Genomic DNA, 23,388 nt, shown 5'->3' on the forward strand with positions numbered 1-23,388 from the left:
GGCATGAGTAAGCGCTGGACCCCTGAATCCTGGAGAAACAAGCCCGTCGTGCATATGCCGACGGACTATCCTGACATGGCCGAACTGGCTCGTGTCGAAGACGAGCTGCGGGCCATGCCGCCCCTGGTCTTTGCTGGCGAAGCCCGCAAACTGACCCAGCATCTCGCACAGGTGGAGGCGGGCAACGCCTTCCTGCTTCAGGGCGGCGACTGCGCCGAGAGCTTCAAGGAGTTCTCGACCGACAATATCCGCGACACCTTCCGTCTGATCCTGCAGATGGCGGTGGTCCTGACCTTCGCCGGCCGCAAGCCGGTGGTGAAGGTCGGCCGCATCGCCGGTCAGTTCGCCAAGCCGCGCTCGTCGCCGCTGGAAGAGATCGGCGGCGTCGAGCTGCCGTCCTATCGCGGCGACATTATCAACGGCATGGGCTTCACGCCCGAAGAGCGCGTGCCCGATCCGCAGCGTCTGCTGAAGGCCTATAACCAGTCGGCCTCGACGCTGAACCTGCTGCGCGCCTTCGCCGGCGGCGGCTATGCCGACCTGTACAACATTCACCGCTGGACCCTGGGCTTCGCCGACAACGGCGCGGGCGCGGCCTATCGCGAGCTGGCCGACAAGATCACCGAGGCCCTGGCCTTCATGGAGGCGGTCGGCGTCACGCCCGAGACCCATCCTGACCTGTCGCGCGTCGAGGTCTTCACCAGCCACGAAGCCCTGCTGCTGAACGTCGAGAGCGCCCTGACGCGCCTGGAAGGTTCGTCGGGCGAATGGTTCGACACTTCGGCCCACATGCTGTGGATCGGCGAGCGCACCCGTCAGCTGGACGGTGCCCACATCGAGTTCATGCGCGGCATCTCGAACCCCATCGGCGTCAAGTGCGGGCCGACCATGACGGCGGAAGACATCCTGCCGCTGATCGACGCCCTGAACCCGAACAATATTCCCGGACGCCTGACGCTGATCGGCCGCTTCGGTCACGACAAGGTCGGCGACCGCCTGCCGGCCCTGATGCGGGCGGTGAAGGCCGAGGGCAAGCGCGTCATCTGGTCGATCGACCCGATGCACGGCAATACGCTGAAGGCCGCCAACGGCTACAAGACCCGGCCGTTCGACCGCGTCATGGGCGAGGTTCGCACCTTCATCGACGTGGCCGAGGCCGAGGGCGTACACCCCGGCGGCGTCCATCTTGAGATGACCGGCCAGAACGTCACCGAATGCCTGGGCGGCGCCCAGGCGGTGACCGAGGACGATCTGTCGAGCCGCTATCACACCCACTGCGACCCGCGTCTGAACGCGGATCAGTCGCTGGAATTGGCCTTCCTCGTGGCTGAACGTCTCAAGGCCGGGCGTCAGGCCCGCGCCGAGGCCGCGTGACCACGCCGACCGAAGACGAAGGGCCGGGTCGCGTCGCCTATCAGGGCGCGCCCGGCGCTTTCAGCCATGAAGCCTGCCTCGACCTGCGTCCGTGGGACGAGGCGATCGGCTTCGAGACCTTTCAGGGGGCGATCGAGGCTCTGTTGTCCGGCGACTGCCAGTCGGCCCTGATCCCGGTCGAGAATTCGACCATTGGCGTGGTGGAGCCAGCCGCCAGTCTGGTGCGCGAGGCGGGGCTGACGGTGGTCAGCGAGGCGTGGCGGCCGATCCGGCTGGCCCTGCTGGGTCTGCCTGAGGCGCGTCTGTCGGACATCAGGACGGCCGAGAGCCACCCGGTGGCCTTGCAGCAGTGCTCCAAGGCTCTGGGTGAGATGAAGATCGCCTCGGTCGAGGTCTTCGACACCGGCGGCGCCGCCGCCGCGGTGGCCGAAGCCGGGGACGTGACCCGCGCGGCTGTGGCGCCGGCGCGTGCGGCCGAGGTTTACGGTCTGACGGTGCTGCGCAACGATCTGCAGGATTTCAGCGACAACCGGACGCGATTTGTCCTGTTCACCGCCCCTCAAGCCTGATTGGCGAAACAGGCCTTCGGATAATTCTGGCGCGAATATCCGGGTTCGAATGTGAAATCATTCGAACCGATTTCGCTCTGAAGGTTGACCGCGCACGAAGTTTGCGTCTTTAAGGTCTGATCGGATCGACCCTGATCCTGAAACCGGACCGGATTCATGTCCTCGCTGCGCGCACAACTGACCCTTGAAACCACCACGCGCGCGGTGGCCGGCTTTTATTTTGGCTACGGCTATTACGACTTTCGATACGCCGGCTGAGGCGTCGGGCTTCTAACCAACCCTGACAGTCTCGCTGGCGACCGCTTCTCCCAAGCGGCCTCTGCACGTGTCCCTGCCTGATGTTTCGGCGGGCGCGATCTCCCCATCGAAATTCCATGCCGAAAGCCTAATCCCATGCCGAAATCCAATATCCAGCAAGTCTGGCCCGCTGAAACCGCCGAACTGAGCCCCGAGCAGAAGGCGCTGGCCGCCCTGCGCGCCGAGATCGACAGCCTGGACGATCAGATCCTAGAGCTGTTCGAGCGCCGTCTCGCCGTCGCCGCCCAGGTGGGCAAGGCCAAGGACGCCCCGACCGGCCCCCACACCAAGCTGCGTCCCGACCGCGAACAGGCCGTGCAGGCTCGCGTCCTGAAGCAGTGTGAACCGGAGAACCGCGAGGCGGTTGAGCACCTGTGGCGCGAAATCGTCGGCTGGGGCCTGGCCCGTCAGGGCCGGCTGCAGGTCCACGTCTGGGCCCCCATCGATCCGTCCAAGGCCGTGGACGGCGCCCGTCTGCGCTTCGGCGCCGCCGCCGACATCAAGCTGGTCCGCGATCCGCAGGCCGCGCTGGCCCACGCCGCCGAAGGTCATGGCGTCTCGGTGTTGTCGATCAACACCGAGGACGCTTGGTGGATGGGCCTGCGCCGCGAATGGTCGATGCTGAGCGTTTTCGACGGCTACGGCGGCGAGACCCCGACCTCGCTGGCTGTGGGCAAGATCGATCCGCCGGCCCTGCCGACGGGCCGCCGCGTGGTGGTGACGGTCGGCGGCGACGCCGGCGACGGCTCGGGCGCCCGCCGCTGGGGTCTGAACACCAACCACGGCTGGACCCTGGCCCTGACCGACGCCGACGTGGCGCCGGGCGATGTGGAAGGCTGCGTCGGCGCCATCGGCTAATGAAGGTGTAAACGGGCGTTAAGTCTGTTCTTCAACCCTGTCTCAAAAGACTGGGTTCAGCATGATGGCATGAACGCTTCCGTCATTCTGCGGCTCGGATCGGTCGGCGCCCTCGCGGCGCTGCTGTCCGGCTGCGGCATGGCGGAGGCCGATCCTCACCGTTTCGAGGGCGTGGCCAAGCACATCGCCGCCATTCCTCTGTCGACGGACGCCGAGCCTGTCAGCCAAGCTGCTGCGCCGCGCCGCGCTGAGGAGGGCGGGCGGCGTCCGTTGAAGGTCGAACTTCTGACCCCGCATCAACTGTGGGACGCCCGAGACGGGCTGACCGCCAAGGCTGCAGCGGTCCTGCCGGCCATGCCGGCCGTCTTCCATGATCCCGAGGCGCCGCCAGAGGCGCAGGCCGCTCAGCGGGTTGAGGCCCAGCCGTCCCGGCCCGTGGCGGTCGCCGCGCCTTCTTCCGCTGTCCTGATCCAACTGGGCGCCTACGCCAGTCAGGCCTCGGCCCAGGCGGCGTGGGAACGTCTGGGCCAGGGGAATCATGGCCTGAACCCCGTGTTCGAGCCGGTCGAGGTCAACGGTCGGCGTCTGGTGCGGTTGAAGGTTCGCGCCGGATCGGCTCAGGCTTCGGCCCTGTGCGCCAAGGCTGCGGCCGCTGATCCATGGTGCGTGCGGGCCGCAGAGGCGGCGTCGTCCACAGGCGCGGCTTAAGGTTTCGTTGACGACTGAGGCCCTTGGCCCGATCTAGGGCGTCTGGGACGGACCGCGACCGCTTGAGTCGCGCCCGTCGAAACATCGGGGTCCAACATGGCGCAGCCTCAGGTCATCGTCATCGGCAATGAAAAGGGCGGGGCGGGCAAGTCCACCCTGGCCATTCACATCGTCACCGGCCTGCTGCACGCGGGCAAGAAGGTCGCCATCATCGATCTGGACCTGCGCCAGCGGTCGATGGAGCGGTTCTTCTCGAACCGCGCTGTCTGGACGGCGGCCAATGGGCACGACCTGCCGCTGCCGATCGTGCCCGACATGGGCGACGGCAAGGCGCTGGCCAAGGCCGACGAGGCCGAGCAAATCGCCCGCTTCGATGCCGCCTTTGCCGAGGCGCAAGGCGTCGCCGACATCATCCTGATCGACACGCCGGGCGGCGACACCGCCCTGTCGCGCGCCGCCCATGGCCGCGCCGACCAGATCGTCACGCCGATGAACGACAGCTTTGTCGATTTCGACCTGCTGGGCGAGGTCGATCCGGTGACGCTGGATCTGCTCAAGCCGTCGATCTATTCCGAGAGCGTCTGGGAGGCGCGCAAGCACCGCGCCATCACCGAGGGGCGTCAGGTGTCGATCGACTGGATCGTCGTCACCAACCGTCTGGCCGTGGCCGAGGCCCGCAACCGTCGCCGTCTGGAAGAGAAGATGAAGAAGCTGGCCAAGCGCGTCGGCTTCCGTGTCGGTCCGGGTCTGCGCGACCGGGTCATCTATCGCGAGCTGTTCCCGTTCGGCCTGACGGTCGCCGACCTGTCGAACGACATCCGCCCGGTGTCGGTGTCGCTGGCCCACGTCGCCGCGCGCCAGGAAATGCGCAATCTGATGCAGGCCGTGGGTCTGGAGGACGCGGCGGGCGGATCGCTGGCTCCGCTGGACGCGGCGGCGGCCTGATCGTCTCATGGGCCTGATCTGGCTGGGGCTGGCCGCTGTGGCGGTCTGGGCGCTGGCCCGGTTGGGTCGCCAGACCGAGCGCGCCCGGCGCGGCCACTGGCGCATTTCCGCGACCATCCTCAGCACAGCCCTGTTCGCAGGGGCGGTTCTGGCCGCCTCACGCGGGGTCTGGCTGGCGGCGATCGGGCTGGCGGGGGCAGGGCTGTGGCTGGCGGTTCAGTCGCGGGTTCGCGTCGTGCCGCCGCGTGCGCCCGTCGCTGAACGTCTGTCTGAAGCCGAGGCGCGGTCCATTCTGGGGGTGTCCGCCGACGCGACGGCGCGGGACATTCAGTCCGCCTGGCGCCGCCTGATGGCGCGGGCCCATCCCGATCAGGGCGGGACGGAAGGCCTGGCGGCGCGGGTCAATGCGGCGCGGGATCGGTTGCTGAAAGAGTAGCCCTCTTCCTTCTCCCCTTGCGGGAGAAGGACGCTGAGGCGCTAGCCCACCTTCACTCGCGTTGCGGCTTCCGGCAGGTCCTCGCCGAAGGCGCGCTGGTAGAACTCGGCGATGGTGGGGCGTTCCAGTTCGTCGCACTTGTTCAGGAAGGTCAGGCGGAACGACAGGGCCAGGTCGCCGCCGAAGATGATGGCGTTCTGGGCCCAGGTGATGACCGTGCGCGGCGACATGACGGTCGAGATGTCGCCGTTCATGAAGGCGTTGCGGGTCATGTCGGCGACGCGGACCATGGCGGCGATGCGGCGCTTGCCCTCGGCGTCGTTCCACTCGGGGATCTTGGCGGCGACGATCTCGGCTTCGACGTCGTGGTCGAGGTAGTTCAGCGTCGTGACGATGTTCCAGCGGTCCATCTGGCCCTGGTTGATCTGCTGGGTGCCGTGATAGAGGCCCGAGGTGTCGCCCAGACCGATGGTGTTGGTGGTCGAGAACAGGCGGAACCAGCGGTTCGGGCGGATGACGCGGTTCTGGTCCAGCAAGGTCAGTCGGCCCTGCGCCTCCAGCACGCGCTGGATGACGAACATGACGTCAGGACGACCTGCGTCGTATTCGTCGAAGACCAAGGCGACCGGGCGTTGCAGCGACCAGGGCAGGATGCCCTCGCGGAACTCGGTGATCTGCTTGCCGTCCTTTAGGACGATGGCGTCCTTGCCGACCAGGTCGATGCGGCTGATGTGGCTGTCCAGGTTCACGCGGACCAGCGGCCAGTTCAGGCGGGCGGCGACCTGTTCGATGTGGGTCGACTTGCCGGTGCCGTGATAGCCCTGAACCATGACGCGGCGGTCGAAGGCGAAGCCGGCGCAGATGGCCAGGGTCGTCTGCGGATCGAAGCGGTAGCTCTCGTCGATCTCAGGCACATGGCTGTCGCGCGTGTCGAAGGCGGGCACGACCATGTCGGAATCGACGCCGAACGCCTCCCTGACCGTCACCTTGCGGTGCGGCTCCAGCGTGACCAGGGGATCGGGCGAGGCGTCGAGGGGAGAGGTCATGGCTCCCATCTAGTGCCCTCGCGCGCGCGGCTCAACACGCGCGCGAGGAAACTGGACGGTTATTCCGCCGACAGGGCCACGTCGACGTTGCCGCGCGTGGCGTTGGAGTAGGGGCAGACCTGATGCGCCTGCTGGATCAGCTCGTCGATCACCGCCTGATCCAGGCCGTGGTCGGTGACCTTGAGGGCGACATCCAGGTTGAAGCCTTCGCCGCGCGTATTTTTGCCGAAGCCTATGCCGGCGGTGACCTTGGTGTCCGGGCCGACGGGCGTTCCAGCCTTGCCCGAAACCAGACGCAGCGCGCCCAGATAGCAGGCGGCGTAGCCGGTGGCGAAAAGCTGTTCGGGGTTCGTGCCGTCGCCGCCCTTGCCGCCCATTTCGGTGGGGACGGACAGGCGGACGTCGATCTTGCCGTCGTCGGTGGCGGAGCGGCCCTCGTCGCGGCCGCCTCCCGAGGCCGTGGCGTGGGCGCGGTACAAGACTTCCATGGGGCGACTCCTTTGAGGATCGAAGGAGTCGGATATGGGGCTCAGTCGTTCAGAAACAACGGTTCTGTGATTCGTGTAATCCACAAGAGGGTGTTAACAATTTGTCCATAACTTCCGTCGGGGAAGAGCAATGCATACGTACACGCAGTACTTTTGCTACGTCTATGACGCGCCAGAGGGCACGCCTCTGATGCTCGCCCTGGATGCGGACAGCTTGCCGGAAGCGGTCAGCGAAACGCGCCGCATGATGCTGGACGAAAACGCCGGCAGCGCCTTTGCGGAAATCTGGGACGGGGCCGGCGAGAACGTGGTGACGCGCATCGACGGCGCGACCAGGTCAGGCCCAACCGGCCTGTTGCGCTCGCTCAGGCGTGCCCGGCCTTCTTCAAGACTTTCCAGGCCTTGATGACGGCCTGAAGCTTGGCCTCGGCGCCCCGGTCGCCGCCGTTGGTGTCCGGGTGGAAGCGTTTCAGCATCTCATGATAGCGGGCCTTGATGGCCGCCTTGTCCGCGCCGGGCTTGAGGTCGAGGTCGGTCAGGGCCGCCAGCTCGATCTTGCCGATGCGGTGGACTTCGGCTGCGGAAGGGCCGGCCTGGTCCTGAGTGCGGCGTCCAAACAGGCCGAAGCTATCGCGCCATGAACCCGCCCCCTCGGTATTGGCGGTACCCATCTTGGCGGCGAAGGCGGCGGCTTCGCGCGTGTTCTTGCCGGCCTTCATCTCCCAGGTCGGGCGACCGCCGGTCATGGCCTCGTTCTCCTGAGCGGCGCGGACCTCGCCTTCGCTCATGCCCGCATAGAAGTTCCAGCCCTTGTTGTACTGGCCCGCGTGCCCCTGACAGAAGTCGTAGAAGTCGGCCAGTTGCTCGCGCGACTTGGGGGCCTTGGCCGTCGCGACGCGGGTGCAGTCGGGCCACTCACACGTCTTCTCGCCCTTTTTTCGATGCAGGACGTCAGCCTCGGCCTTCTCCTCATCAGGCTTGGGCGGCTTCACGCGTATGTCGGTGAAGCGGGGTTTGTATTCGAAAGACGCGGACATCGCGCTGAGTGTAAGCTTGATTTGGACAGCTTCAAGGAACGACCAATGTCAGACGGCCCGATTGCGACACTTATCCGCGAAAAACTGACGCTGGCCTTTGCTCCGCAACGGATCGAGCTGGAGGACGACAGCTGGAAGCATGCGGGCCATCATCATGAAGGCGGCATGGACGCCAAGGACGGCGGCGAAAGCCATTTTCAGCTGACGATCGTGTCGGACGCCTTTGAAGGGCAGGGGCGCGTGGCGCGCCAGCGGGCGATCAATACAGCCCTGAAGGACGAACTGGCGGGTCCGGTTCATGCTCTGGCGGTGCGCGCCCTGACGATCGCCGAGGCTGAGCGAATCTGAGGCTTCGTATCAATTTGATACGTACAAAGCCGTATTCATCTCGTCTTAGAAACTTCGGCCTAGCGTCCGCCCCGTACTTATTTGCAATGGCGGGGGCGTGCGAATGGTGGGGGATGGGATCAAGGGACTGGACGGGCAGGCGCCCGGCGAGGCCGCGCAGGCGCTGACCGCGATCCTGCAGACCCACTATCTACGATATCTGATCATCGTCAGCTGGGCGGTCGGCGTCATCGCCACCGTCGGTCTGGCGCCCGGTCTGCTCTGGTTCGCCGCCACCCTGGCCGCCGGCGCTCTGCGTGGCGAGGTCGAAAAGCGCGTCAGCCAACGTGTGGGCGCGGGCTGGGGCATGGTCTTCCCGGCCGTCGCCACGGTCACTACGGCGGTCTGGGCCGTGGCGCCCTTAATGGCCTGGTTTTCGCACGCTCCCTTTGGCCATGAGCTGGCCATCGCCCTGCTGGTGTCGGGCTATGTTCTGGTCTTCGCCCAGCTGCGCAGTTCGCCGCGTCAGGCGATCATGATTTCTTCGCCCTATGGTCTGGCCGCCGCGATCATCGCCATCAGCCTGTTCGGCGGACCTCTGTTCTGGCCCTTCGTGGCCGTGGTGCCGTTCACGGCGGCGAGCCTGTTTGTTCTGGTGACGATGACCGTGCTGCGCGAGGAGCGAATTCGCGCCTTCCAGGAGCATCAGGCCCATCTGATCGAGGAACTGGAGGCTGCGCGCGACAAGGCGGATGCGGCCAACGAGGCCAAGTCCAGCTTCCTGGGCGTCATTTCGCACGAACTGCGCACCCCGATGAACGGGGTGTTGGGGGCGGCGCAACTGCTCAGCGCGACCCGTTTGGAAGGGACGCAGCGCGAGTATCTGTCGATCATTCGCAACTCGGGCGACAACTTGCTGAGCCTGCTTAACGATATCCTCGACATGACCAAGATCGAGGCCGGCAAGATGAGCTTTGATGTGGTCGATGTTCAGGTCGACGATCTGCATCGCCGGATCACGGGCCCGTTCGAAGCTCAGGCCGAAGCCAAGGGGCTGAGTCTGATTTCGACCTTCGAGGGCGAGATGCCGGCCGTCGTGCGTGGCGATCCGCTACGGGTCTGTCAGGTGGTGCAGAACCTGCTGTCGAACGCGGTCAAGTTCACTGACGGCGGCGAGATCCGCTACACCGTGCGCGGCCGCCGCATTTCCGATCGCCGTGTCGGTTTCGAATTCTCGGTCACGGACAGCGGCTCGGGCATTTCGCGCGAGGATCTGGACCGTCTGTTCCAGCCCTTCACCCAGGTCGACAACTCTTCCACGCGCCGCTTTGGCGGGACGGGACTGGGTCTGACTATCGCGCGGCGCATGGCGCACATCATGGGCGGCGATATCACTGTGACCTCGCGTCTGGGCGAGGGTTCCACCTTCACCCTGTCGATCGAAGGCGAGGTGGTCGAATGGGCCCGCGCCGAGGTCGCCGAGGCCATCGACGCCGATATCGACGGCGGGGATCATATGGATGTGCTGGTGGTCGAGGATCACCCGGTCAATCGTATGATCCTGGAGGCCTGGATGGGGTCAGCCGGTCACCGGACCAGCACCGCTGAAAACGGGCAACTGGCTGTCGATCTGGCCAAGAGCCAGCGCTTCGACCTGATCATCATGGACGTGAATATGCCCGTCATGGACGGGCTGACGGCGACGCGCCTGATTCGTGAGGGCGGAGGCGTCAACGTCGATACGCCCATCGTCGTTCTTTCGGCCTCGGCGCGCACCGAGGATCACGAGGCGGGTCTGGCGGCGGGCGCGGACGCCTATCTGAACAAGCCGATCGATTTCCGCAGTCTGGCCGGGCTGATGGCTCAGGTTCCTGGAGGCAGGGCGGCCCTGCATCAGTCCGTCGCGGCGGCTGAGGAAGCGGCGGTCGCGGCCTGATCTGGGGCTGGCCGCGCCAGTCTTTTGAATGGCATTGTATTTTTCAGGGTCGGATCGCGCTCTTTCGATGAAAGCCTGATGCGCAGGGGCTTCCATTCGCGGGTGCAGGCGCTAGACCCAAGGTCATGTCTTTCCTGCATGAAACCCTGACGCAGACGGTGGCTGTCGGTGAAAAACGGCTGACGGTCGACGCCGCCATTGTGGCCAAGCTGGCCGACATGGCTGGCGACCTTGCGATCAACCTGACGATTGCGGCGGTGATCTTCGCCGCCACCCTGTTTATCGCCCGCTGGGCGTCGGGGGTGACGCGGCGGGTGCTGGGGCGGTTGCGGGCCTTCCGTCATGACCAGACAGTCCTGAGTTTCGCCGCTCAGGTCGTGCGCGTGGTCATCATCATCATCGGCCTGATCGCCGTGCTGCAGCGTCTTGGCGTGCAGACGACCTCGATCATCGCAGTTCTGGGCGCCGCCTCGCTGGCGGTGGGTCTGGCCCTGCAGGGCACGCTGTCGAACGTGGCGGCAGGGGTCATGCTGCTGATGCTGCGGCCCTATCGCGTCGGCGAGGTGATCGACGTCGGCGGGGCCTCGGGCACGGTGCAGAAGCTGGACCTCTTCACGACCCAGCTGTCGAACGCCAACAACCACAAGATCGTCATCCCTAACTCCAAGGTCCTGAGCGACGTCATCATCAACCTGACGGGCCAGCGCACGCGTCGGATCGAGATCAAGTTCACCGTCGGCTATGGCGAGAACCTGAAGGACGCCTGTGAGCTTCTGGCGGGCGTGGCCAAGGGGCACGCGGCGGTGCTGGACGATCCGACGCCCTGGACCGGGGTCACGGCCCTGCTGGACAGCTCGGTGCAGATCACTCTGCACGCCTGGGTCAAGGTCGCCGATTGGTGGCAAACCCAGTCGGATCTGTTGCAGACGGGCAAGGAGGCGCTGGACGCCGCCGGCATCGAGATCCCGTACCCGCATCAGGTCGAAATTCCGTACCGCGACCCCGCTGAGAAGGACTGAATCCGTGCGCTACGATTTCGGATCGGACAATACCGCCGGCATGGCGCCGGACGCCCTGAACGGCCTGATCGCCGCCAACAGCGGCTACGCCCGGGCCTACGGCGTGGACGAGATCACGGCGCGCGCCGCCGACCAGATCCGTCAGCGAGTGGACGCCGACGCCGAGGTGCGCTTCGTCTTCAGCGGCACGGCGGCAAACGCCATCGCGGTTTCCATGCTGGCCCAGCCCTATGAGGCGGTGCTGACGCATCACGCGGCCCACATCTGCACGGATGAGACCGGCGCGCCGGGCTTCTTTGGTCAGGGCGTGGGCCTGATCGGTCTGCCGGGCTATTCGGGCAAGATCGACGCCATGGCCCTGCGCGCCGCGCTGGACGAGCCGGTTGTCGGCCACCGCCAACCGGCGGCAGCGCTGAGCGTCACCCAGGCGACCGAATACGGCGCGGTCTATTCCGAGGAAGAACTGCGTCACCTGATCGAACCGGCCAAACAGGCGGGGCTGGGCGTTCACATGGACGGCGCGCGGTTGGCCAACGCCGTCGCGGCGGGCTTTGACCTGAAGGACATTCCACGTCTGGGCGTGGACATCCTGGTGTTCGGCGGGGCCAAGGCAGGAGCGAACTGCGCCGAGGCTCTGGTCATCTTCAACAAGAACCTGACGCGGCGGATCGACAACCGGCTGAAGCAGGCCGGACAGACGGCGTCCAAGGGCCGATTCCTGGCGGGGCCGATCCTGGGGCTGCTGGAATCGAACGCCTGGGAGACTGGTGCAGCCCACGCCAATCTGATGGCCCAACGACTGGCCGACGGCATCGAAGAGCGCTCAGCCTTCGTGCTGGCCCATCCGGTGGAGTCCAACGCCGTCTTCGTACGGATGCCGGATGAGGCGCACCAGCGCCTCAACGCCCTGGGCTGGGCCTGTTACCAGTTCGATGACGGTTCAGTGCGGTTCGTCTGCTCCTGGGCGACGACCGAGGGCGCGGTAGATGAGTTGCTCGAAGCCATCGCGAGCCTGAACTGAATGTCGGTTTCGCTCCGGCGAGGCGTCGCCCATATGCTGGAGCATGACGATGCGCGGTGAACGATCCGGCCGACGGGGCGATTCCACGGTCAAGGCCATGGCCGCCGGACAAGCCGAGGTGAAGCAGGACGCGCCGCCGACCCTTCAGGCGCTGGGCGATCTGCTGCGGGTGGTCGGTCGCTCGGGCGCGCCGCAGCTGCCGTGGCGGGTCACCGGGGCGATTGTCCTTACCCTCGCGGGCAAGGGTCTGGGCGTGTTAGCGCCCCTGATCCTGGGCGCAGCGGTCAACCATCTGGCGGCGGGGCAGGGCGCGGCGGCGGCGGTTGGCTGGGGCTTTGCGGCCTTCGCCGTGGGCTGGGCCGTGGTGCGCTTTTTGTCAGCGGCCACGCCGCAACTGTCGGACGTCGTGTTCGCCCCGGTGCGCGCGGCGGCCCAGCGCAGGACGGCGGCGGAGACCTTCGCTCACGCTCTGAGTCTGTCGTTGGACTTTCACCAGACCAAGCGCTCGGGCGCCCTGTCGCGGACCATGGATCGCGGTTCGCGGGCCGTGGACTTCTTGCTGCGAATTCTGGTGTTCAACCTCGGTCCAACCGTGGTCGAGCTGGTGCTGGCGGCGGCGGTGCTGAGCGGCAAATACGACTGGCGCTTCGGGGCGGTCGCCATCGGGGTGGTGCTGGTCTATGCGGCAGCGACCTTCTCCATGGCCAACTGGCGGCTGGAGCATCGCCGCGCCATGAACGCCGCCGATAGCGAAGCGGCAGGCCTCTCAGTCGACGCCCTGCTGAACTATGAGACGGTCAAGTCGTTCGGCGCTGAGACGCGGGCGGCCGAAGCCTACGACCAGTCGCTGTCGACCTATGTCGACGCGGCGCTGAAGGCCAATACGTCGCTTGCGGCGCTGAACATGATCCAGGGCCTGATCATGAACATCGGCCTGGGGATCATGGCCGTCATGGCCGGGTTCGAGGCGGCGGCGGGTCGGATGGGGCCTGGCGACGTGACGGCGGCGGTGCTGATCATGATCTCGCTTTATGCGCCGCTGAACATTCTGGGCTTTGCCTATCGGGAAATCCGCCAGTCCTTCATCGACATGGAAGAGATGCTGAAGGTGACGCGTCAGGCGCCGCAGGTGGCCGATGCGCCCGACGCCATCGCCTTGCCGCGTCCCGAGCGCGGGCAGGGCGCCGAGATCGTGTTCGACCACGTCGGCTTTTGTCACGACGCGCGCGCCGCCGGTCTGGACGACGTCAGCTTCGTTACGCCCGCCGGCACGACGACGGCGCTGGTGGGGACGTCTGGCGCGGGCAAGTCCACCATCGTCAAGCTGGCCCTGCGTCTGCTGGACCCACAGGAAGGGCGCGTGCTGATCGACGGTCATGACGCCCGGTCCTTGACGCAGGCATCGTTGCGCGCGGCGGTGGCCCTGGTGCCGCAGGATGTGGCCCTGTTCAACGACACTATTCGCGCCAACATCGCCTTCGCCCGCCCTGACGCTGACGAAGCGGCGATCTGGGCGGCGGCCGATGCGGCGGAACTGAGTGACTTCATCCGCAACCTGCCCGACGGTATGGAGACGCGGGTGGGCGAGCGGGGCCTGAAGCTGTCAGGCGGCGAGCGTCAGCGCGTGGGCATAGCCCGCGCCCTGCTGGCGGACCCTTGCATTCTCATTCTGGACGAGGCCACCAGCGCTCTGGACAGCCGCACTGAGGCGGCCATCCAGAAGACCCTGCGCAAGGCGAGGGCGGGGCGCACGACCCTGGTGGTCGCCCACCGTCTGTCGACCGTGGCGGACGCCGATCAGATTCTGGTGCTGAGGGCCGGACGGATCATCGAGCGCGGCGCGCACCATGAACTGGTGGCGCGTCACGGCGGGGAATACGCCAGCCTGTGGCGCAAGCAGACGCGAGGCGCGAAGAGTCAGATTCAGTCGGCGGACTGACCGCCCGGGACCTTGGCCTTCAGCACGTCCTTGAGGCTGGCCAGCACCTGAACGCGGGCGTCGGCGGCTTCGGGCGGCAGGGTCAGCAGCAGGCGCAGGGCCTGGGCGTGAACCGTGACGATGCGCCAGTCGAAGGGCTTGTCCTCAGGCGCGGCGTCGATCAGGTCGCACAGGTTGGCGGCGGCGGTGCACAGGTCCGAAAGCTCGAAGGGACCGGCGGCGTCGATGACGGCGCTGGAATGGTCGTAGGCCCGATCCAGCATCCGGCTGGCTTCATCCTGTTCGGTCGCGGGTTGCAAGGCGGCCAGGGCGGCGACCTGTTCCTCGATCACCGCGCGGCTGCGCGCCTCCATCTCGGCCAGGTTGGCCTTGGCCTGGGCCAGGGCGACGCCGGCGCTGACGCCGCCGGGCTGGTCGATCAGGGTCGAGAGGCGCGAACGGCGGCGGTTGTGCGTGATGACGGTCATAGTTCGATCGACGCTCTGCGTTGGGCTTCGAATTCGGCCTTGCGGATTTCTTCTGAACGACGCTCAGGGCCGTCCCAGGGTTCCGAGTGGAAACGCCGGTCGGGGCCGAAATAATCGCCGACCTCGAGGAAGGGACGGGCGTCGCGAGCGACCCAGACGATGCGTTCCAGCAGGACCCCGGCGCTGAAGGGTTTGGTGATCAGGAAGTTGGCGCCGCAGTCCCGGGCCTCGCTGACCTTGGAGCGACGCACGTGGGCGGCGGTCATGATGACGGGAGCAAAGGCGTTGGGCTCCAGCCCCGAACGCCGCAGCCAGCGCACGAACTCGTAGCCGCTCATGCCCGGCATCTCGCAGTCGACCAGGATCAGGTCGACGGGATGGTCACGCAGTATGGCGATGGCTTCGGCGGCGCTGCTGCAGGCGTGGCGCACCTTGATGCCAAAACCCAGAACAGCCTGAGCCGTCAGTTCCAGGGCGAACGGCGAATCGTCGATGACCATGGTCACCGCGCCGTTGAAGTTGAAGACCGCGCTTTCGCGCAGCGATTCACCGACCCCGTTCATGCCGCGCATGACAGGGGCCGGTTCGGAATGGAGGAGGCAGGCACGAATCGCATGGCGTCAGCTTCGACGGCGCGAGGCCGCCGTGCAATGCACGCGATCAGCCCAGACGACCGATGGCGTAGAAGCGGTCGGCCCGGGCCTTGCGGATCTGGTCAGCCGACAGCGACGACAGGGTTTTCAGCTCATCTTCCAGCACGTCGCCGACCGACTTGATGGCCTGATCGCGGGCGGTGTGGGCGCCGCCCATCGGCTCGGGGATGACGCGGTCGACGATCTTCATCGCGATCAGGTCGGGGGCGGTGATCTTCATGGCCATGGCGGCGTCCTTGGCCCGGGTGCCGTCGCGCCACAGGATGCCCGCTGCGCCTTCGGGCGAGATGACCGAATAGATGGAGTGTTCCAGCATCAGCACGCGGCTGGCGGCGGCGATGGCTATGGCGCCGCCCGAACCGCCTTCGCCCGTCACCGTGGCGATAGAGGGAACGCCCAGGGTCAGGCCGCGCTCGGTCGAGCGGGCGATGGCCTCGGCCTGGCCGCGCTCTTCGGCGCCGAGGCCCGGATAGGCGCCGGCGGTGTCGACGAAGGTCAGGACCGGCAGGCCGAACTGCTCGGCCATGTCCATGAGGCGGACGGCCTTGCGATAGCCCTCGGGGCGGGCCATGCCGAAGTTGTGGGTGATGCGGGTCTGGGTGTCGTGACCCTTTTCGTGGCCCATGACCACGACCGGCTGGCCGCGGAAGCGGGCCAGGCCGCCGAGGATGGCTTGGTCGTCGCCGAACTGACGGTCGCCGTGCAACTCCACGAAGTCAGTGAACAGGCCGTCGATGTAGTCGACGAAGTGCGGACGTTGCGGATGGCGCGCCACCTGGGTGCGCATCCACGGGTCGAGGTTGGCGTAGGTCTTCACCCGCAGGGCGTCGGCCTTCTTGCGCAGGGCGGCGATCTCGGTCTCGAACGAGCCGCTGGTCGGGGCCAGATGCGACAGCTCCGCGATCTTGGCTTCCAGCTCGGCGATGGGCTTTTCGAATTCGAGGTAGTGCGTGGCCATAAGGCGTCCGTGAGGAGGAAGCGCGGTTGGCGCTACGGAAAGCGGCGGAAACTAGTGCGGGGAACGCCGTGGGGCAAGCCGGGTTCAGTCGTCCTTCGCCAAGGGGTGCCTGGAATGGACGACCTGGGCCAGGCGATCGGTGGCGACGTGGGTGTAGATCTGGGTGGTCGAGATGTCGGCGTGGCCCAGCAGGGTCTGCACCACGCGCAGGTCGGCGCCGCCTTCCAGCAGGTGGGTGGCGAAGGCGTGGCGCAGGACGTGAGGGCTGACGCGGGCCGGGTCGATATTGGCCGCCAGCGCGGCTTGATCGAGAAGTTGGGCGAAACGACGGGGCGTCAGGTGGCCGGTCCTGCCGTGCGAGGGGAAGAGCCAGGCGCTGTCGGGCGTGTTCGGCTTGCGCGCGGCGTCGCGGGCGTCGAGCCAGGCCTTGATTGCTTGGCGCGCGGCGGCGTTGAGCGGGGCCAGCCGTTCCTTGCCGCCCTTGCCGCGCACGATCAGATAGGCGGGATCGCGGCGCACGGCCTCGACCTTGAGCGCGAGCAGTTCCGACACGCGCAGGCCCGAGGCATAGGCCATCTCGACCAGGGCCACGAGACGAAGCCCCGCCGCGCTGTCGGCGGCGCCCGCAGCGGTCAGCAGGGCCTCGATCTCGTCTCGGCTGAGGGTCTTGGGCAGGCTGCGGCCCTGTTTGGGCGCGTCGATGCGACGGGAGGGATCGTCGGTCCGCCAGCCTTCGCCCAGGGCGAAACGGTAGAACTGACGCACGGAGGAGCGCCTGCGCGCTGCCGTGGCCGCCGACAGGCCGCGCCGGGACAGGTCGGCGAACCAGGCCTCGACCGCTTCCTGAGACGCGCCCATCAGGCCGCCCGCGTCGCCCAGCCAGACCTCGGCATCGGCCAGGTCACGGCCATAGGCGGACAGGGTGTGGGGCGAGGCGTCGCGCTCGACCGCCATCATCTCCAGAAAGGCCTCGACCTGGGGCGTCATGCGGCGGGCTCAACACAGGTGTGGAGCGAACGGCCGGGTCGTGTAGAGAATAGCGGAACCATGCCTGCCGACGCCTCGCCCGATTCCTCGCCTCTGTCGCCGTCCTTGACGCCCGACCGCACCATAACCCTGGTGGGGCTGATGGGCGTGGGCAAATCGACGGTGGGGCGCAGACTGGCGCAAAGGCTCGGCCTGCCCTTTCACGACGGCGACCACGAGATCGAGGCCGCCGCCGGCATGAGCGTCAGCGAAATCTTCGCCAGCCGGGGCGAGGCCGAGTTCCGGGCGGGCGAGGCGCGAATCATGCGCCGTCTGCTGGAAGGCCCGCCGATCGTCCTGGCGACTGGCGGCGGGGCGATGATGAACCCCGAGACGCGCGCCCTGATGAAGAAGCACTCGGTCAGCGTCTGGATGCGTGCTGACCTGAAGGTGATCGCCGAGCGGGTGCAGCGGCGCGACACCCGGCCTCTGCTGCGCGGACGCGATCCGCTCGAAGCCCTGAGCCAGTTGGCCGAGGCCCGGTATCCCATCTATGCGGAGGCCGACCTGACGGTGGACGTCGGCGGCGGCTCTCACGGCCAGGCGGTCGAGGCCATCATTCGAGAACTGCGGCGCCACGCCCGCGAGGAGAGCAAGCGATGACGACGACGATCCCGGTCGGGGGCGAGGGCTTCGCCGCCTATGAGGTCGTGGTCGGGCGCGGACTGTTGAAAGAGGCGGGCGTGCGCGTCGCGGCCCTGAAGCCCACGCGGGCCTATATCGTCAGCGACGAGACGGTGGCGGCCATTCACGGCGAGACGGTGCGCGCCTCGCTGGAGGCTGCGGGGCTGGCGACAGGCGTCGTGACGGTTCCGGCGGGCGAGGCGTCCAAGTCCTTTGAACAGCTTGAGGTGGTGCTGGACCGGCTGCTGGCCGAGGGGCTGGACCGCAAGAGCCTGGTCGTGGCTTTGGGCGGCGGGGTCGTGGGCGATCTGGCAGGGCTGACGGCGGCCCTGTTCATGCGCGGCATCGACTTCGTGCAGGTCCCGACGACCTTGCTGGCCCAGGTGGATTCCTCAGTCGGCGGCAAGACGGCCATCGATACGCCGCGCGGCAAGAACCTGATCGGCGCCTTCCATCAGCCGCGGCTGGTGCTGGCCGACATCGAGGCCCTGGCCACCCTGCCGGTGAGACAGGTGCGTTCGGGCTGGGCCGAGGTGCTGAAACACGGCCTGATCTGTGACGCCGAGTTTTTCGACTGGCTGGGCGACATGTCGCCCTCTGGGGGGGCTTCGGGCGCGCAGGGAGACCCGGACGCGCTGGAGCGGGCGGTGATCCGTTCGGTCGAGATCAAGGCGCAGATCGTCGGCGAGGACGAGAAGGAGGCGGGGCGTCGCGCCCTGCTGAACCTGGGCCATACCTTTGGTCATGCGCTGGAGGCGGAACTGGGCTTTGGCGACGCCCTGACCCATGGCGAGGCGGTGGCCCTGGGCTGCGCCATGGCCTTCCGGTTCTCGGCCCGTCAGGGGCTTTGTTCAGTCGCGGACGCCGACAAGGCCGAGGCGGGGATCCGGGCTGCGGGACTGCCGACGCGGCTGGCTGATGTGGATCAGGTCTTCAGCGCCGACGCCCTGATCGGGCGCATGGCCGGGGACAAGAAGGCCGAGGGCGGACGACTGACGCTGATCCTGGCGCGGGCCATCGGCGACGCCTTCACTGACAAGGACGTGGACGCGAACGCGGTGCGGGCCTTCCTGATCGAGGAAGGCGCGGCCGCGTGAAGCTGAGCCCCGTCGTCCTTGAAGATCGCTTTGTCCGGCTGGAGCCGTTCACGGCGGCGCTGGAGGGCGAGGTGAGGGCGGCGCTGGACTGCGACCCCGATGCCTGGAACGGCATGGTCAGCGCGGCCCATGGCGAGCATTTCGATGGCTGGTGGACGGCGGCGCTGAAGGCGGTGGCCTCAGGCTCGCGCATCGCCTTCGCCGTGCGGCGCCTCAGCGACGGGGCGGTGGTCGGCACGACCAGCCTCTATGAGATCAAGCCCGAGCATCGGCGCTGCGAGGTCGGATCGACCTTCTATCGACCGGACGCGCGCGGCGGACCGGTCAATCCGGCGTGCAAGCGTCTGTTGCTCGATTACGCCTTTTCCAACGGCGCAGTGCGGGTCGAGATCATCACTGACGCCCTGAACACGGCCAGCGCGGCCGCCATCCGCAAGCTGGGCGCGCGCGACGAGGGCGTGCTGAAGAAGCACAAGATCATCTGGACGGGCCGCATGCGCGACACGGCCCAGTTTGCGGTGCTGGACGAGGACTGGCCTGAGGTGCGGCGTCGGCTGGACGCGCGGCTCGCGGCTTTCGCCTAATCCACCGCGCGGCAGTTGGTCGGGTCGCGATCGACGACGGTCCAGACCGCCTGATCGCCCTTGCCGCGCAGATCGTGACCGCTGGCCCTGTACCAGATGCCGCTGGCTGCGCGCTCCTGATAGAGGTCCACAGCCTCACCGTTGGAGGTGCGCAGGGTCGCCATCTGCCGCGGATTGTCGAAGTCGACGGTCAGCCGCTCGCTGTTGTCGCAGAGATAGACAGTGCGAACGACACGGTTCAGGGCGCGATCCTGGATCTCAGCGCCGGTGCGACGGCGGGCGGTCTGGGCCTCCAGCGCGCGTTCGCGGACCGCATCTCCGTCGGTCGGCACCCTGCGCGGTTCCTGAGCGCAGGCGGACACAAGGGCGGCCAGGAGGAAGGCCGGGGCGGCGCGAAGGAGCGGGTGCGACAAGCGGAGGCCTCCAAGGTCAAGCTTATCCCCGTCAACGTCCCGCAACGGAGCGCGTTCCGCGACGTGCCCGGAAGAAGGATCGCAGGGTCTCGGCGGCGGGTTCGGCCATGACGCCGCCCTCGACGGCGGGCCGCCAGTGGCAGGTCGGCTGGTCGAAGAAGCGCCCGCCGTGGATCACCGCGCCGCCCTTGGGATCGTCCGCGCCCCAGACGACGCGACCGATGCGGGCGTGGCTGATGGCCCCGGCGCACATGGCGCAGGGTTCCAGCGTTACATAAAGTGTCAGGTCGGTAAGGCGATAATTCTGCAACTTTGCCGCGGCATCGCGCAAAGCGACGATCTCGGCATGAGCGGTCGGATCATGGGCGGTTATGGGGCCGTTTTGCCCGCGTCCCAGCACTTCGCCGGTCGTTTCGTCGACAATTATCGCGCCCACGGGCACTTCGCCCGCTTGCGCCGCCGCTTGCGCCAAGTCGAGCGCCATGCTCATGAACCGCTCATCATGGATCGCCATCCCAAAGACAACGACAAGAAGCCCCGCTCCCGTCAAGACGACGGCCCGCGCGGTCCCCGTAAATTCGCCGACGCGCGCCCGGACAAGGGCGGCTTTGGAGACCGGAAAGGCCCGCCGCGCGGCGACCGCAAGGACGATCGCGGCGACAAGCCTTTTGTGAAGGGCGCCGGCAAGGGCGGCCCGATAGGCGGCCCCAACGCTGGCAAGGAACCATCTGCTCCGCTGCGTAGCGAGCGAATCGCCAAGGCCATGGCCCGCGCGGGCATCGCCTCGCGCCGCGAGGTCGAGCGCCTGATCGGTCTGGGCAAGGTGGCGGTCAACGGCCGCATCCTGGACACGCCGGCGACCCTGGTGACACGCGACGACGTCATCACTGTCAACGGCAAGCCGATGGGCTCGGCCCAGGCGACGCGCGTCTGGCGCTATCACAAGCCGGCCGGCCTGATCACCAGCCACAACGACCCGGCGGGCCGCCCGACCGTGTTCGACGCCCTGCCCAGCGGCCTGCCGCGCGTGATCTCGGTCGGACGTCTCGACCTGAACACCGAAGGTTTGCTGCTGCTCACCAACGACGGTGAGCTGAGCCGGGCGCTGGAAATGCCCGACACGGCCCTGGTGCGCCACTATCGGGCCCGCGCTCGCGGCCGCATCACCCAGGAACAGCTGGACAAGCTGAAGACCGGCTGCACCATCGACGGCGTCCACTACGGCCCGATGGAAGCGACCATCGACAAGGCCAAGGAGAAGGCGGAGGGCGAGAAGTCGTCGGCCAACCTGTGGATCAGCGTCTCGATCACTGAGGGCAAGAACCGCGAGGTCCGCAAGGTGCTGGAATCGGTCGGCCTGACCGTGAACCGCCTGATCCGTCTGGCCTATGGCCCGTTCCAGCTCGGCACCCTGCCGGTCGGGGCGGTCGAGGAAGTCGGTCCGCGCGTGATCCGCGAGATGCTGGCCGACCACATCCGACCCGAGAATCTGCCGACGGGCAACACCGTCTCGACGCCTGCGCCCATTCCCGGCCGTCGCACCTCGTCGCCGATCGTGACGGGCAAGTCGGGTTCGGCCATGTCGGATCCTTCGCGCAAGCCGAGCCGCGTCCGCGCCGCCACGGAAGCTCAGGCCGACGCGGTCGACCGCCGCGAGCGTCCCGCCAAGAAGGAAGGCTGGGCCAAGGCCACGCCGAAGTTCGAGCACACCAAGACCTTCAAACCGCGCGCCCGGCCTGAAGCCGCCCAGGGCGGCGAGTGGTCCGAGCGTCCGCGCAGGCCCTTCAATCGCTCCGAGCCGCAGCTCATCGACGATCGCCGCGCGCCCCGCGATGGCGCCAAGGGCGGTTTCAAGTCGCGCGAAGGCGGTTTCAGCGACCGGCCCAAGCGTGACTTCAAGCCCCGCGACGGCGCGCCGCGCTCGGACGGCGATCGTCCGCAACGCGATTTCAAGCCGCGTGAAGGCGGGTTCAGCGATCGTCCGAAACGGGACTTCAAACCCCGCGAGGGTGGCTCGAGCGACCGTCCCCAGCGCGACTTCAAGCCGCGTGACGGCGCGCCGCGTTCGCCCGGCGGCTTCGGATCCAAGCCGGGCGGTTCGCGTCCGGGCGGCGGCAAACCCTTTGGCGGCAAGCCTTCGGGCGGTCGCGGCGGTCCGCGCGACCGCGGCTAAGGTCTGGACGGAGGGTTGACGATGGTCGAGGCCGAGGAGGGCGCGCGTCTGGCGGGCCGGTGCCTGTGCGGGGCGGTGACCTTCACCGCCACGCCGCAGGGCGGGATGCACGCCTGCCACTGCGAGAGCTGCCGCCGGATTTCGGGCGGGGTCTCGCTGAGCGTCGACTGCGGCGACAGCCTCGAGGTCGCCGGCCCCGTCGCCACTTACAACTCGTCGGAATGGGCGGAGCGTCAATTCTGCCCGTCCTGCGGTTCGGGCCTGTTCTGGCGGTTGAAGGCGGGCGGCATGACCATGGTCTCGGTCCAGGCCTTCGACGATCCGGGCGCTTTCGGCTTCGAGAGCGAGATCTACATCGACTCCAAGCCCGCCAACTATGACTTCGCCGGCGACCGCCCGCGCCTGACTGGCGCGGAGGTCGAGGCCATGTACGCGCCCCAGAACGCGCCAAGCGAGGACTGACATGCGGATCGTTGCGGGCAGCCTGAAGGGGCGCGCCATCCTCGCGCCCGAGGGCCAGAACACGCGCCCGACCTCGGACCGGGCGCGTCAGGCCATCTTCAACGTGCTGGAACATGCGTCCTGGGGCGAAAGCCTGCACGACATGCGGGTCATGGACATCTACGCTGGGTCGGGCGCCTTGGGCTTTGAGGCCCTGTCGCGCGGGGCGGCCTTCGCCCTGTTCGTCGAGATCGACGACGGCGCGCGCGGCGTGATCCGCGAGAACATGGACGCCTATGGCCTGTTCGGACGGGGGCGGGTGCATCGCCGTAGCGCGATCGACCTGGGCGAGCGCCCGGGTTCGGTGGGCGAGGCCTTCGACCTGGCCTTCCTCGATCCGCCCTACGCCAAGGGACTGGGCGAACAGACGCTGGAGCGGCTGCGCGAAGGCCAGTGGCTGAAGCCCGGCGCCATCGTGGTGTTTGAGCGTGGCTCGGACGAGCCGGACATCGACACCCCGGGATACGAGCGTCTGGACGCGCGCGACTATGGCGCCGCGCGCGTCCTCTTCCTCAGGGCGCTAGAAGCCGCGGCCTGAGGTCCGGTTGTCCAACTGGCTGCGCAGGCGGCTCAGGCCGTCGCGATTGACGACATAGGGGCCGCCGTTTCGCGACTTGATGACGCCCTTGCGCTTCAGGCTGCGCCATTGCTCGAGATTGCAGCCGTCCAGCACCCAGCCTTCGCGGGTGAAACAGCGGGCGGCGATGATGCGGCCCTGTTCGTCGCGTTCCAGCAGGATACGACCGCCCTGGGCCAGGGCGTGGAGCGTGCGTTGTTCCGCACGGGAGATGTTCATGGGATTGAGATTTCCAAGGCATGAGACGACACGCGCCCGACGCACACAGGCGCGGGGCGGGCTCTGAGGGCCTCGGACGATCAGCGTCCGGGCCTA

The 23,388-nt window shown here is 67.5% G+C and carries 28 protein-coding genes; 18 read left to right on the plus strand and 10 right to left on the minus strand.

Annotated features, from left to right (window positions below; all coding sequences use genetic code 11):
- The first annotated feature begins 3 nt into the window (after positions 1-3).
- From ACIQTU_RS07800 to ACIQTU_RS07825, 6 genes are all read left to right on the plus strand, one after another.
- Positions 4-1,374, plus strand: a complete 1,371-nt coding sequence (locus ACIQTU_RS07800) for a class II 3-deoxy-7-phosphoheptulonate synthase (RefSeq protein ID WP_400544835.1) — start codon at positions 4-6, stop codon at positions 1,372-1,374.
- The gene (locus tag ACIQTU_RS07805; protein ID WP_400544837.1) at positions 1,371-1,943 is read left to right on the plus strand and encodes a prephenate dehydratase domain-containing protein; all 573 of its coding nucleotides are present in this window, start codon (positions 1,371-1,373) and stop codon (positions 1,941-1,943) included. Before ACIQTU_RS07800 ends, ACIQTU_RS07805 begins: the two co-directional genes overlap by 4 nt.
- A gap of 393 nt (positions 1,944-2,336) precedes the next feature.
- Positions 2,337-3,098, plus strand: coding sequence for a chorismate mutase (locus ACIQTU_RS07810; RefSeq protein ID WP_400544840.1), 762 nt, complete (start codon positions 2,337-2,339; stop codon positions 3,096-3,098).
- A 69-nt stretch (positions 3,099-3,167) separates the two neighbouring features.
- Positions 3,168-3,806 (plus strand): SPOR domain-containing protein, encoded by a 639-nt coding sequence (locus ACIQTU_RS07815; RefSeq protein ID WP_400544843.1) that lies wholly within the window; start codon positions 3,168-3,170, stop codon positions 3,804-3,806.
- 96 nt (positions 3,807-3,902) lie between these two features.
- Entirely contained in the window at positions 3,903-4,751 is an 849-nt protein-coding gene (locus ACIQTU_RS07820) for a division plane positioning ATPase MipZ (RefSeq protein ID WP_400544846.1), read from the plus strand.
- Between the two features lie 7 nt (positions 4,752-4,758).
- Entirely contained in the window at positions 4,759-5,187 is a 429-nt protein-coding gene (locus ACIQTU_RS07825; RefSeq protein WP_400544849.1) for a molecular chaperone DnaJ, read from the plus strand.
- 41 nt (positions 5,188-5,228) lie between these two features.
- Here the strand turns inward: ACIQTU_RS07825 and cobS are convergent, their stop codons facing one another.
- Both cobS and ACIQTU_RS07835 read right to left on the minus strand, forming a co-directional pair.
- Positions 5,229-6,233, minus strand: coding sequence for a cobaltochelatase subunit CobS (gene cobS, locus ACIQTU_RS07830; protein ID WP_300201674.1), 1,005 nt, complete (start codon positions 6,231-6,233; stop codon positions 5,229-5,231).
- Between the two features lie 59 nt (positions 6,234-6,292).
- Positions 6,293-6,721 (minus strand): organic hydroperoxide resistance protein, encoded by a 429-nt coding sequence (locus ACIQTU_RS07835; RefSeq protein ID WP_400544852.1) that lies wholly within the window; start codon positions 6,719-6,721, stop codon positions 6,293-6,295.
- Positions 6,722-6,911: 190 nt separating this feature from the next.
- Between ACIQTU_RS07835 and ACIQTU_RS07840 the strand changes: the two genes are divergently transcribed.
- Positions 6,912-7,127 carry a hypothetical protein gene (locus ACIQTU_RS07840; RefSeq protein ID WP_400544855.1) on the plus strand — a complete coding sequence of 72 codons (216 nt, stop codon included), beginning with the start codon at positions 6,912-6,914 and terminating at the stop codon, positions 7,125-7,127.
- On the opposite strand, the gene ACIQTU_RS07845 is transcribed toward ACIQTU_RS07840, so the two are convergent.
- Positions 7,087-7,758, minus strand: coding sequence for a J domain-containing protein (locus tag ACIQTU_RS07845; RefSeq protein WP_400544858.1), 672 nt, complete (start codon positions 7,756-7,758; stop codon positions 7,087-7,089). The genes ACIQTU_RS07840 and ACIQTU_RS07845 overlap by 41 nt on opposite strands.
- Positions 7,759-7,803: 45 nt before the next feature.
- Here ACIQTU_RS07845 and ACIQTU_RS07850 point away from each other — a divergent pair, with 45 nt between their 5' ends.
- From ACIQTU_RS07850 to ACIQTU_RS07870, 5 genes are all read left to right on the plus strand, one after another.
- Complete coding sequence (locus ACIQTU_RS07850) at positions 7,804-8,106, plus strand: BolA family protein (protein WP_400544861.1); 303 nt, start codon at positions 7,804-7,806, stop codon at positions 8,104-8,106.
- Between the two features lie 103 nt (positions 8,107-8,209).
- Positions 8,210-10,021 carry an ATP-binding protein gene (locus tag ACIQTU_RS07855; RefSeq protein WP_400544864.1) on the plus strand — a complete coding sequence of 604 codons (1,812 nt, stop codon included), beginning with the start codon at positions 8,210-8,212 and terminating at the stop codon, positions 10,019-10,021.
- 125 nt (positions 10,022-10,146) lie between these two features.
- On the plus strand, positions 10,147-11,040 hold the full coding sequence (locus ACIQTU_RS07860) for a mechanosensitive ion channel family protein (RefSeq protein ID WP_400544867.1): 894 nt from the start codon (positions 10,147-10,149) through the stop codon (positions 11,038-11,040).
- Positions 11,041-11,044: 4 nt separating this feature from the next.
- Entirely contained in the window at positions 11,045-12,061 is a 1,017-nt protein-coding gene (locus tag ACIQTU_RS07865; RefSeq protein ID WP_400544870.1) for a threonine aldolase family protein, read from the plus strand.
- A gap of 49 nt (positions 12,062-12,110) precedes the next feature.
- Positions 12,111-14,000, plus strand: coding sequence for an ABCB family ABC transporter ATP-binding protein/permease (locus ACIQTU_RS07870; protein WP_400544873.1), 1,890 nt, complete (start codon positions 12,111-12,113; stop codon positions 13,998-14,000).
- On the opposite strand, the gene ACIQTU_RS07875 is transcribed toward ACIQTU_RS07870, so the two are convergent.
- The 4 genes from ACIQTU_RS07875 to ACIQTU_RS07890 form a co-directional block, all read right to left on the minus strand.
- Entirely contained in the window at positions 13,985-14,467 is a 483-nt protein-coding gene (locus ACIQTU_RS07875; protein ID WP_400544876.1) for a chemotaxis protein CheE, read from the minus strand. The genes ACIQTU_RS07870 and ACIQTU_RS07875 overlap by 16 nt on opposite strands.
- Positions 14,464-15,039 carry a response regulator gene (locus ACIQTU_RS07880; RefSeq protein WP_400544879.1) on the minus strand — a complete coding sequence of 192 codons (576 nt, stop codon included), beginning with the start codon at positions 15,037-15,039 and terminating at the stop codon, positions 14,464-14,466. The genes ACIQTU_RS07875 and ACIQTU_RS07880 overlap by 4 nt, the downstream gene beginning before the upstream one ends.
- A gap of 88 nt (positions 15,040-15,127) precedes the next feature.
- Positions 15,128-16,078, minus strand: coding sequence for an acetyl-CoA carboxylase carboxyltransferase subunit alpha (locus tag ACIQTU_RS07885; RefSeq protein ID WP_400544882.1), 951 nt, complete (start codon positions 16,076-16,078; stop codon positions 15,128-15,130).
- 84 nt (positions 16,079-16,162) lie between these two features.
- Positions 16,163-17,065 (minus strand): site-specific tyrosine recombinase XerD, encoded by a 903-nt coding sequence (locus ACIQTU_RS07890; protein WP_400544885.1) that lies wholly within the window; start codon positions 17,063-17,065, stop codon positions 16,163-16,165.
- 60 nt (positions 17,066-17,125) lie between these two features.
- On the opposite strand from ACIQTU_RS07890, the gene ACIQTU_RS07895 reads away from it, so the two are divergent.
- The 3 genes from ACIQTU_RS07895 to ACIQTU_RS07905 are packed head-to-tail and all read left to right on the plus strand — an operon-like array spanning position 17,126 to position 19,409.
- Complete coding sequence (locus tag ACIQTU_RS07895) at positions 17,126-17,707, plus strand: shikimate kinase (RefSeq protein WP_400544888.1); 582 nt, start codon at positions 17,126-17,128, stop codon at positions 17,705-17,707.
- A complete protein-coding gene (gene aroB, locus ACIQTU_RS07900) occupies positions 17,704-18,825 on the plus strand; it encodes a 3-dehydroquinate synthase (RefSeq protein WP_400544891.1) in 1,122 nt (373 codons plus the stop codon). The genes ACIQTU_RS07895 and aroB overlap by 4 nt, the downstream gene beginning before the upstream one ends.
- Positions 18,822-19,409, plus strand: coding sequence for a GNAT family N-acetyltransferase (locus ACIQTU_RS07905; RefSeq protein WP_400544894.1), 588 nt, complete (start codon positions 18,822-18,824; stop codon positions 19,407-19,409). The genes aroB and ACIQTU_RS07905 overlap by 4 nt, the downstream gene beginning before the upstream one ends.
- Here ACIQTU_RS07905 and ACIQTU_RS07910 read toward each other — a convergent pair.
- Both ACIQTU_RS07910 and tadA read right to left on the minus strand, forming a co-directional pair.
- Entirely contained in the window at positions 19,406-19,822 is a 417-nt protein-coding gene (locus ACIQTU_RS07910; RefSeq protein WP_400544897.1) for an MliC family protein, read from the minus strand. The genes ACIQTU_RS07905 and ACIQTU_RS07910 overlap by 4 nt on opposite strands.
- A gap of 31 nt (positions 19,823-19,853) precedes the next feature.
- Positions 19,854-20,336, minus strand: a complete 483-nt coding sequence (gene tadA, locus ACIQTU_RS07915; protein ID WP_400544900.1) for a tRNA adenosine(34) deaminase TadA — start codon at positions 20,334-20,336, stop codon at positions 19,854-19,856.
- Here tadA and ACIQTU_RS07920 point away from each other — a divergent pair.
- Genes ACIQTU_RS07920 through rsmD form a run of 3 tightly spaced genes read left to right on the plus strand, consistent with a single transcriptional unit; the run spans position 20,325 to position 23,034 of the window.
- Entirely contained in the window at positions 20,325-21,995 is a 1,671-nt protein-coding gene (locus ACIQTU_RS07920; RefSeq protein WP_400544903.1) for a pseudouridine synthase, read from the plus strand. The two genes, tadA and ACIQTU_RS07920, sit on opposite strands and share 12 nt — an antisense overlap.
- A gap of 21 nt (positions 21,996-22,016) precedes the next feature.
- On the plus strand, positions 22,017-22,457 hold the full coding sequence (locus ACIQTU_RS07925; RefSeq protein WP_400544906.1) for a GFA family protein: 441 nt from the start codon (positions 22,017-22,019) through the stop codon (positions 22,455-22,457).
- A 1-nt stretch (position 22,458) separates the two neighbouring features.
- Entirely contained in the window at positions 22,459-23,034 is a 576-nt protein-coding gene (rsmD, locus tag ACIQTU_RS07930) for a 16S rRNA (guanine(966)-N(2))-methyltransferase RsmD (RefSeq protein WP_400544909.1), read from the plus strand.
- Here rsmD and ACIQTU_RS07935 read toward each other — a convergent pair.
- The gene (locus tag ACIQTU_RS07935) at positions 23,017-23,292 is read right to left on the minus strand and encodes a YjhX family toxin (protein WP_400544912.1); all 276 of its coding nucleotides are present in this window, start codon (positions 23,290-23,292) and stop codon (positions 23,017-23,019) included. The genes rsmD and ACIQTU_RS07935 overlap by 18 nt on opposite strands.
- Between the last annotated feature and the right edge of the window lie 96 nt (positions 23,293-23,388).

It is taken from the genome of Brevundimonas sp. NPDC090276 (genome assembly GCF_044772165.1).
Taxonomy (GTDB): Bacteria; Pseudomonadota; Alphaproteobacteria; order Caulobacterales; family Caulobacteraceae; genus Brevundimonas.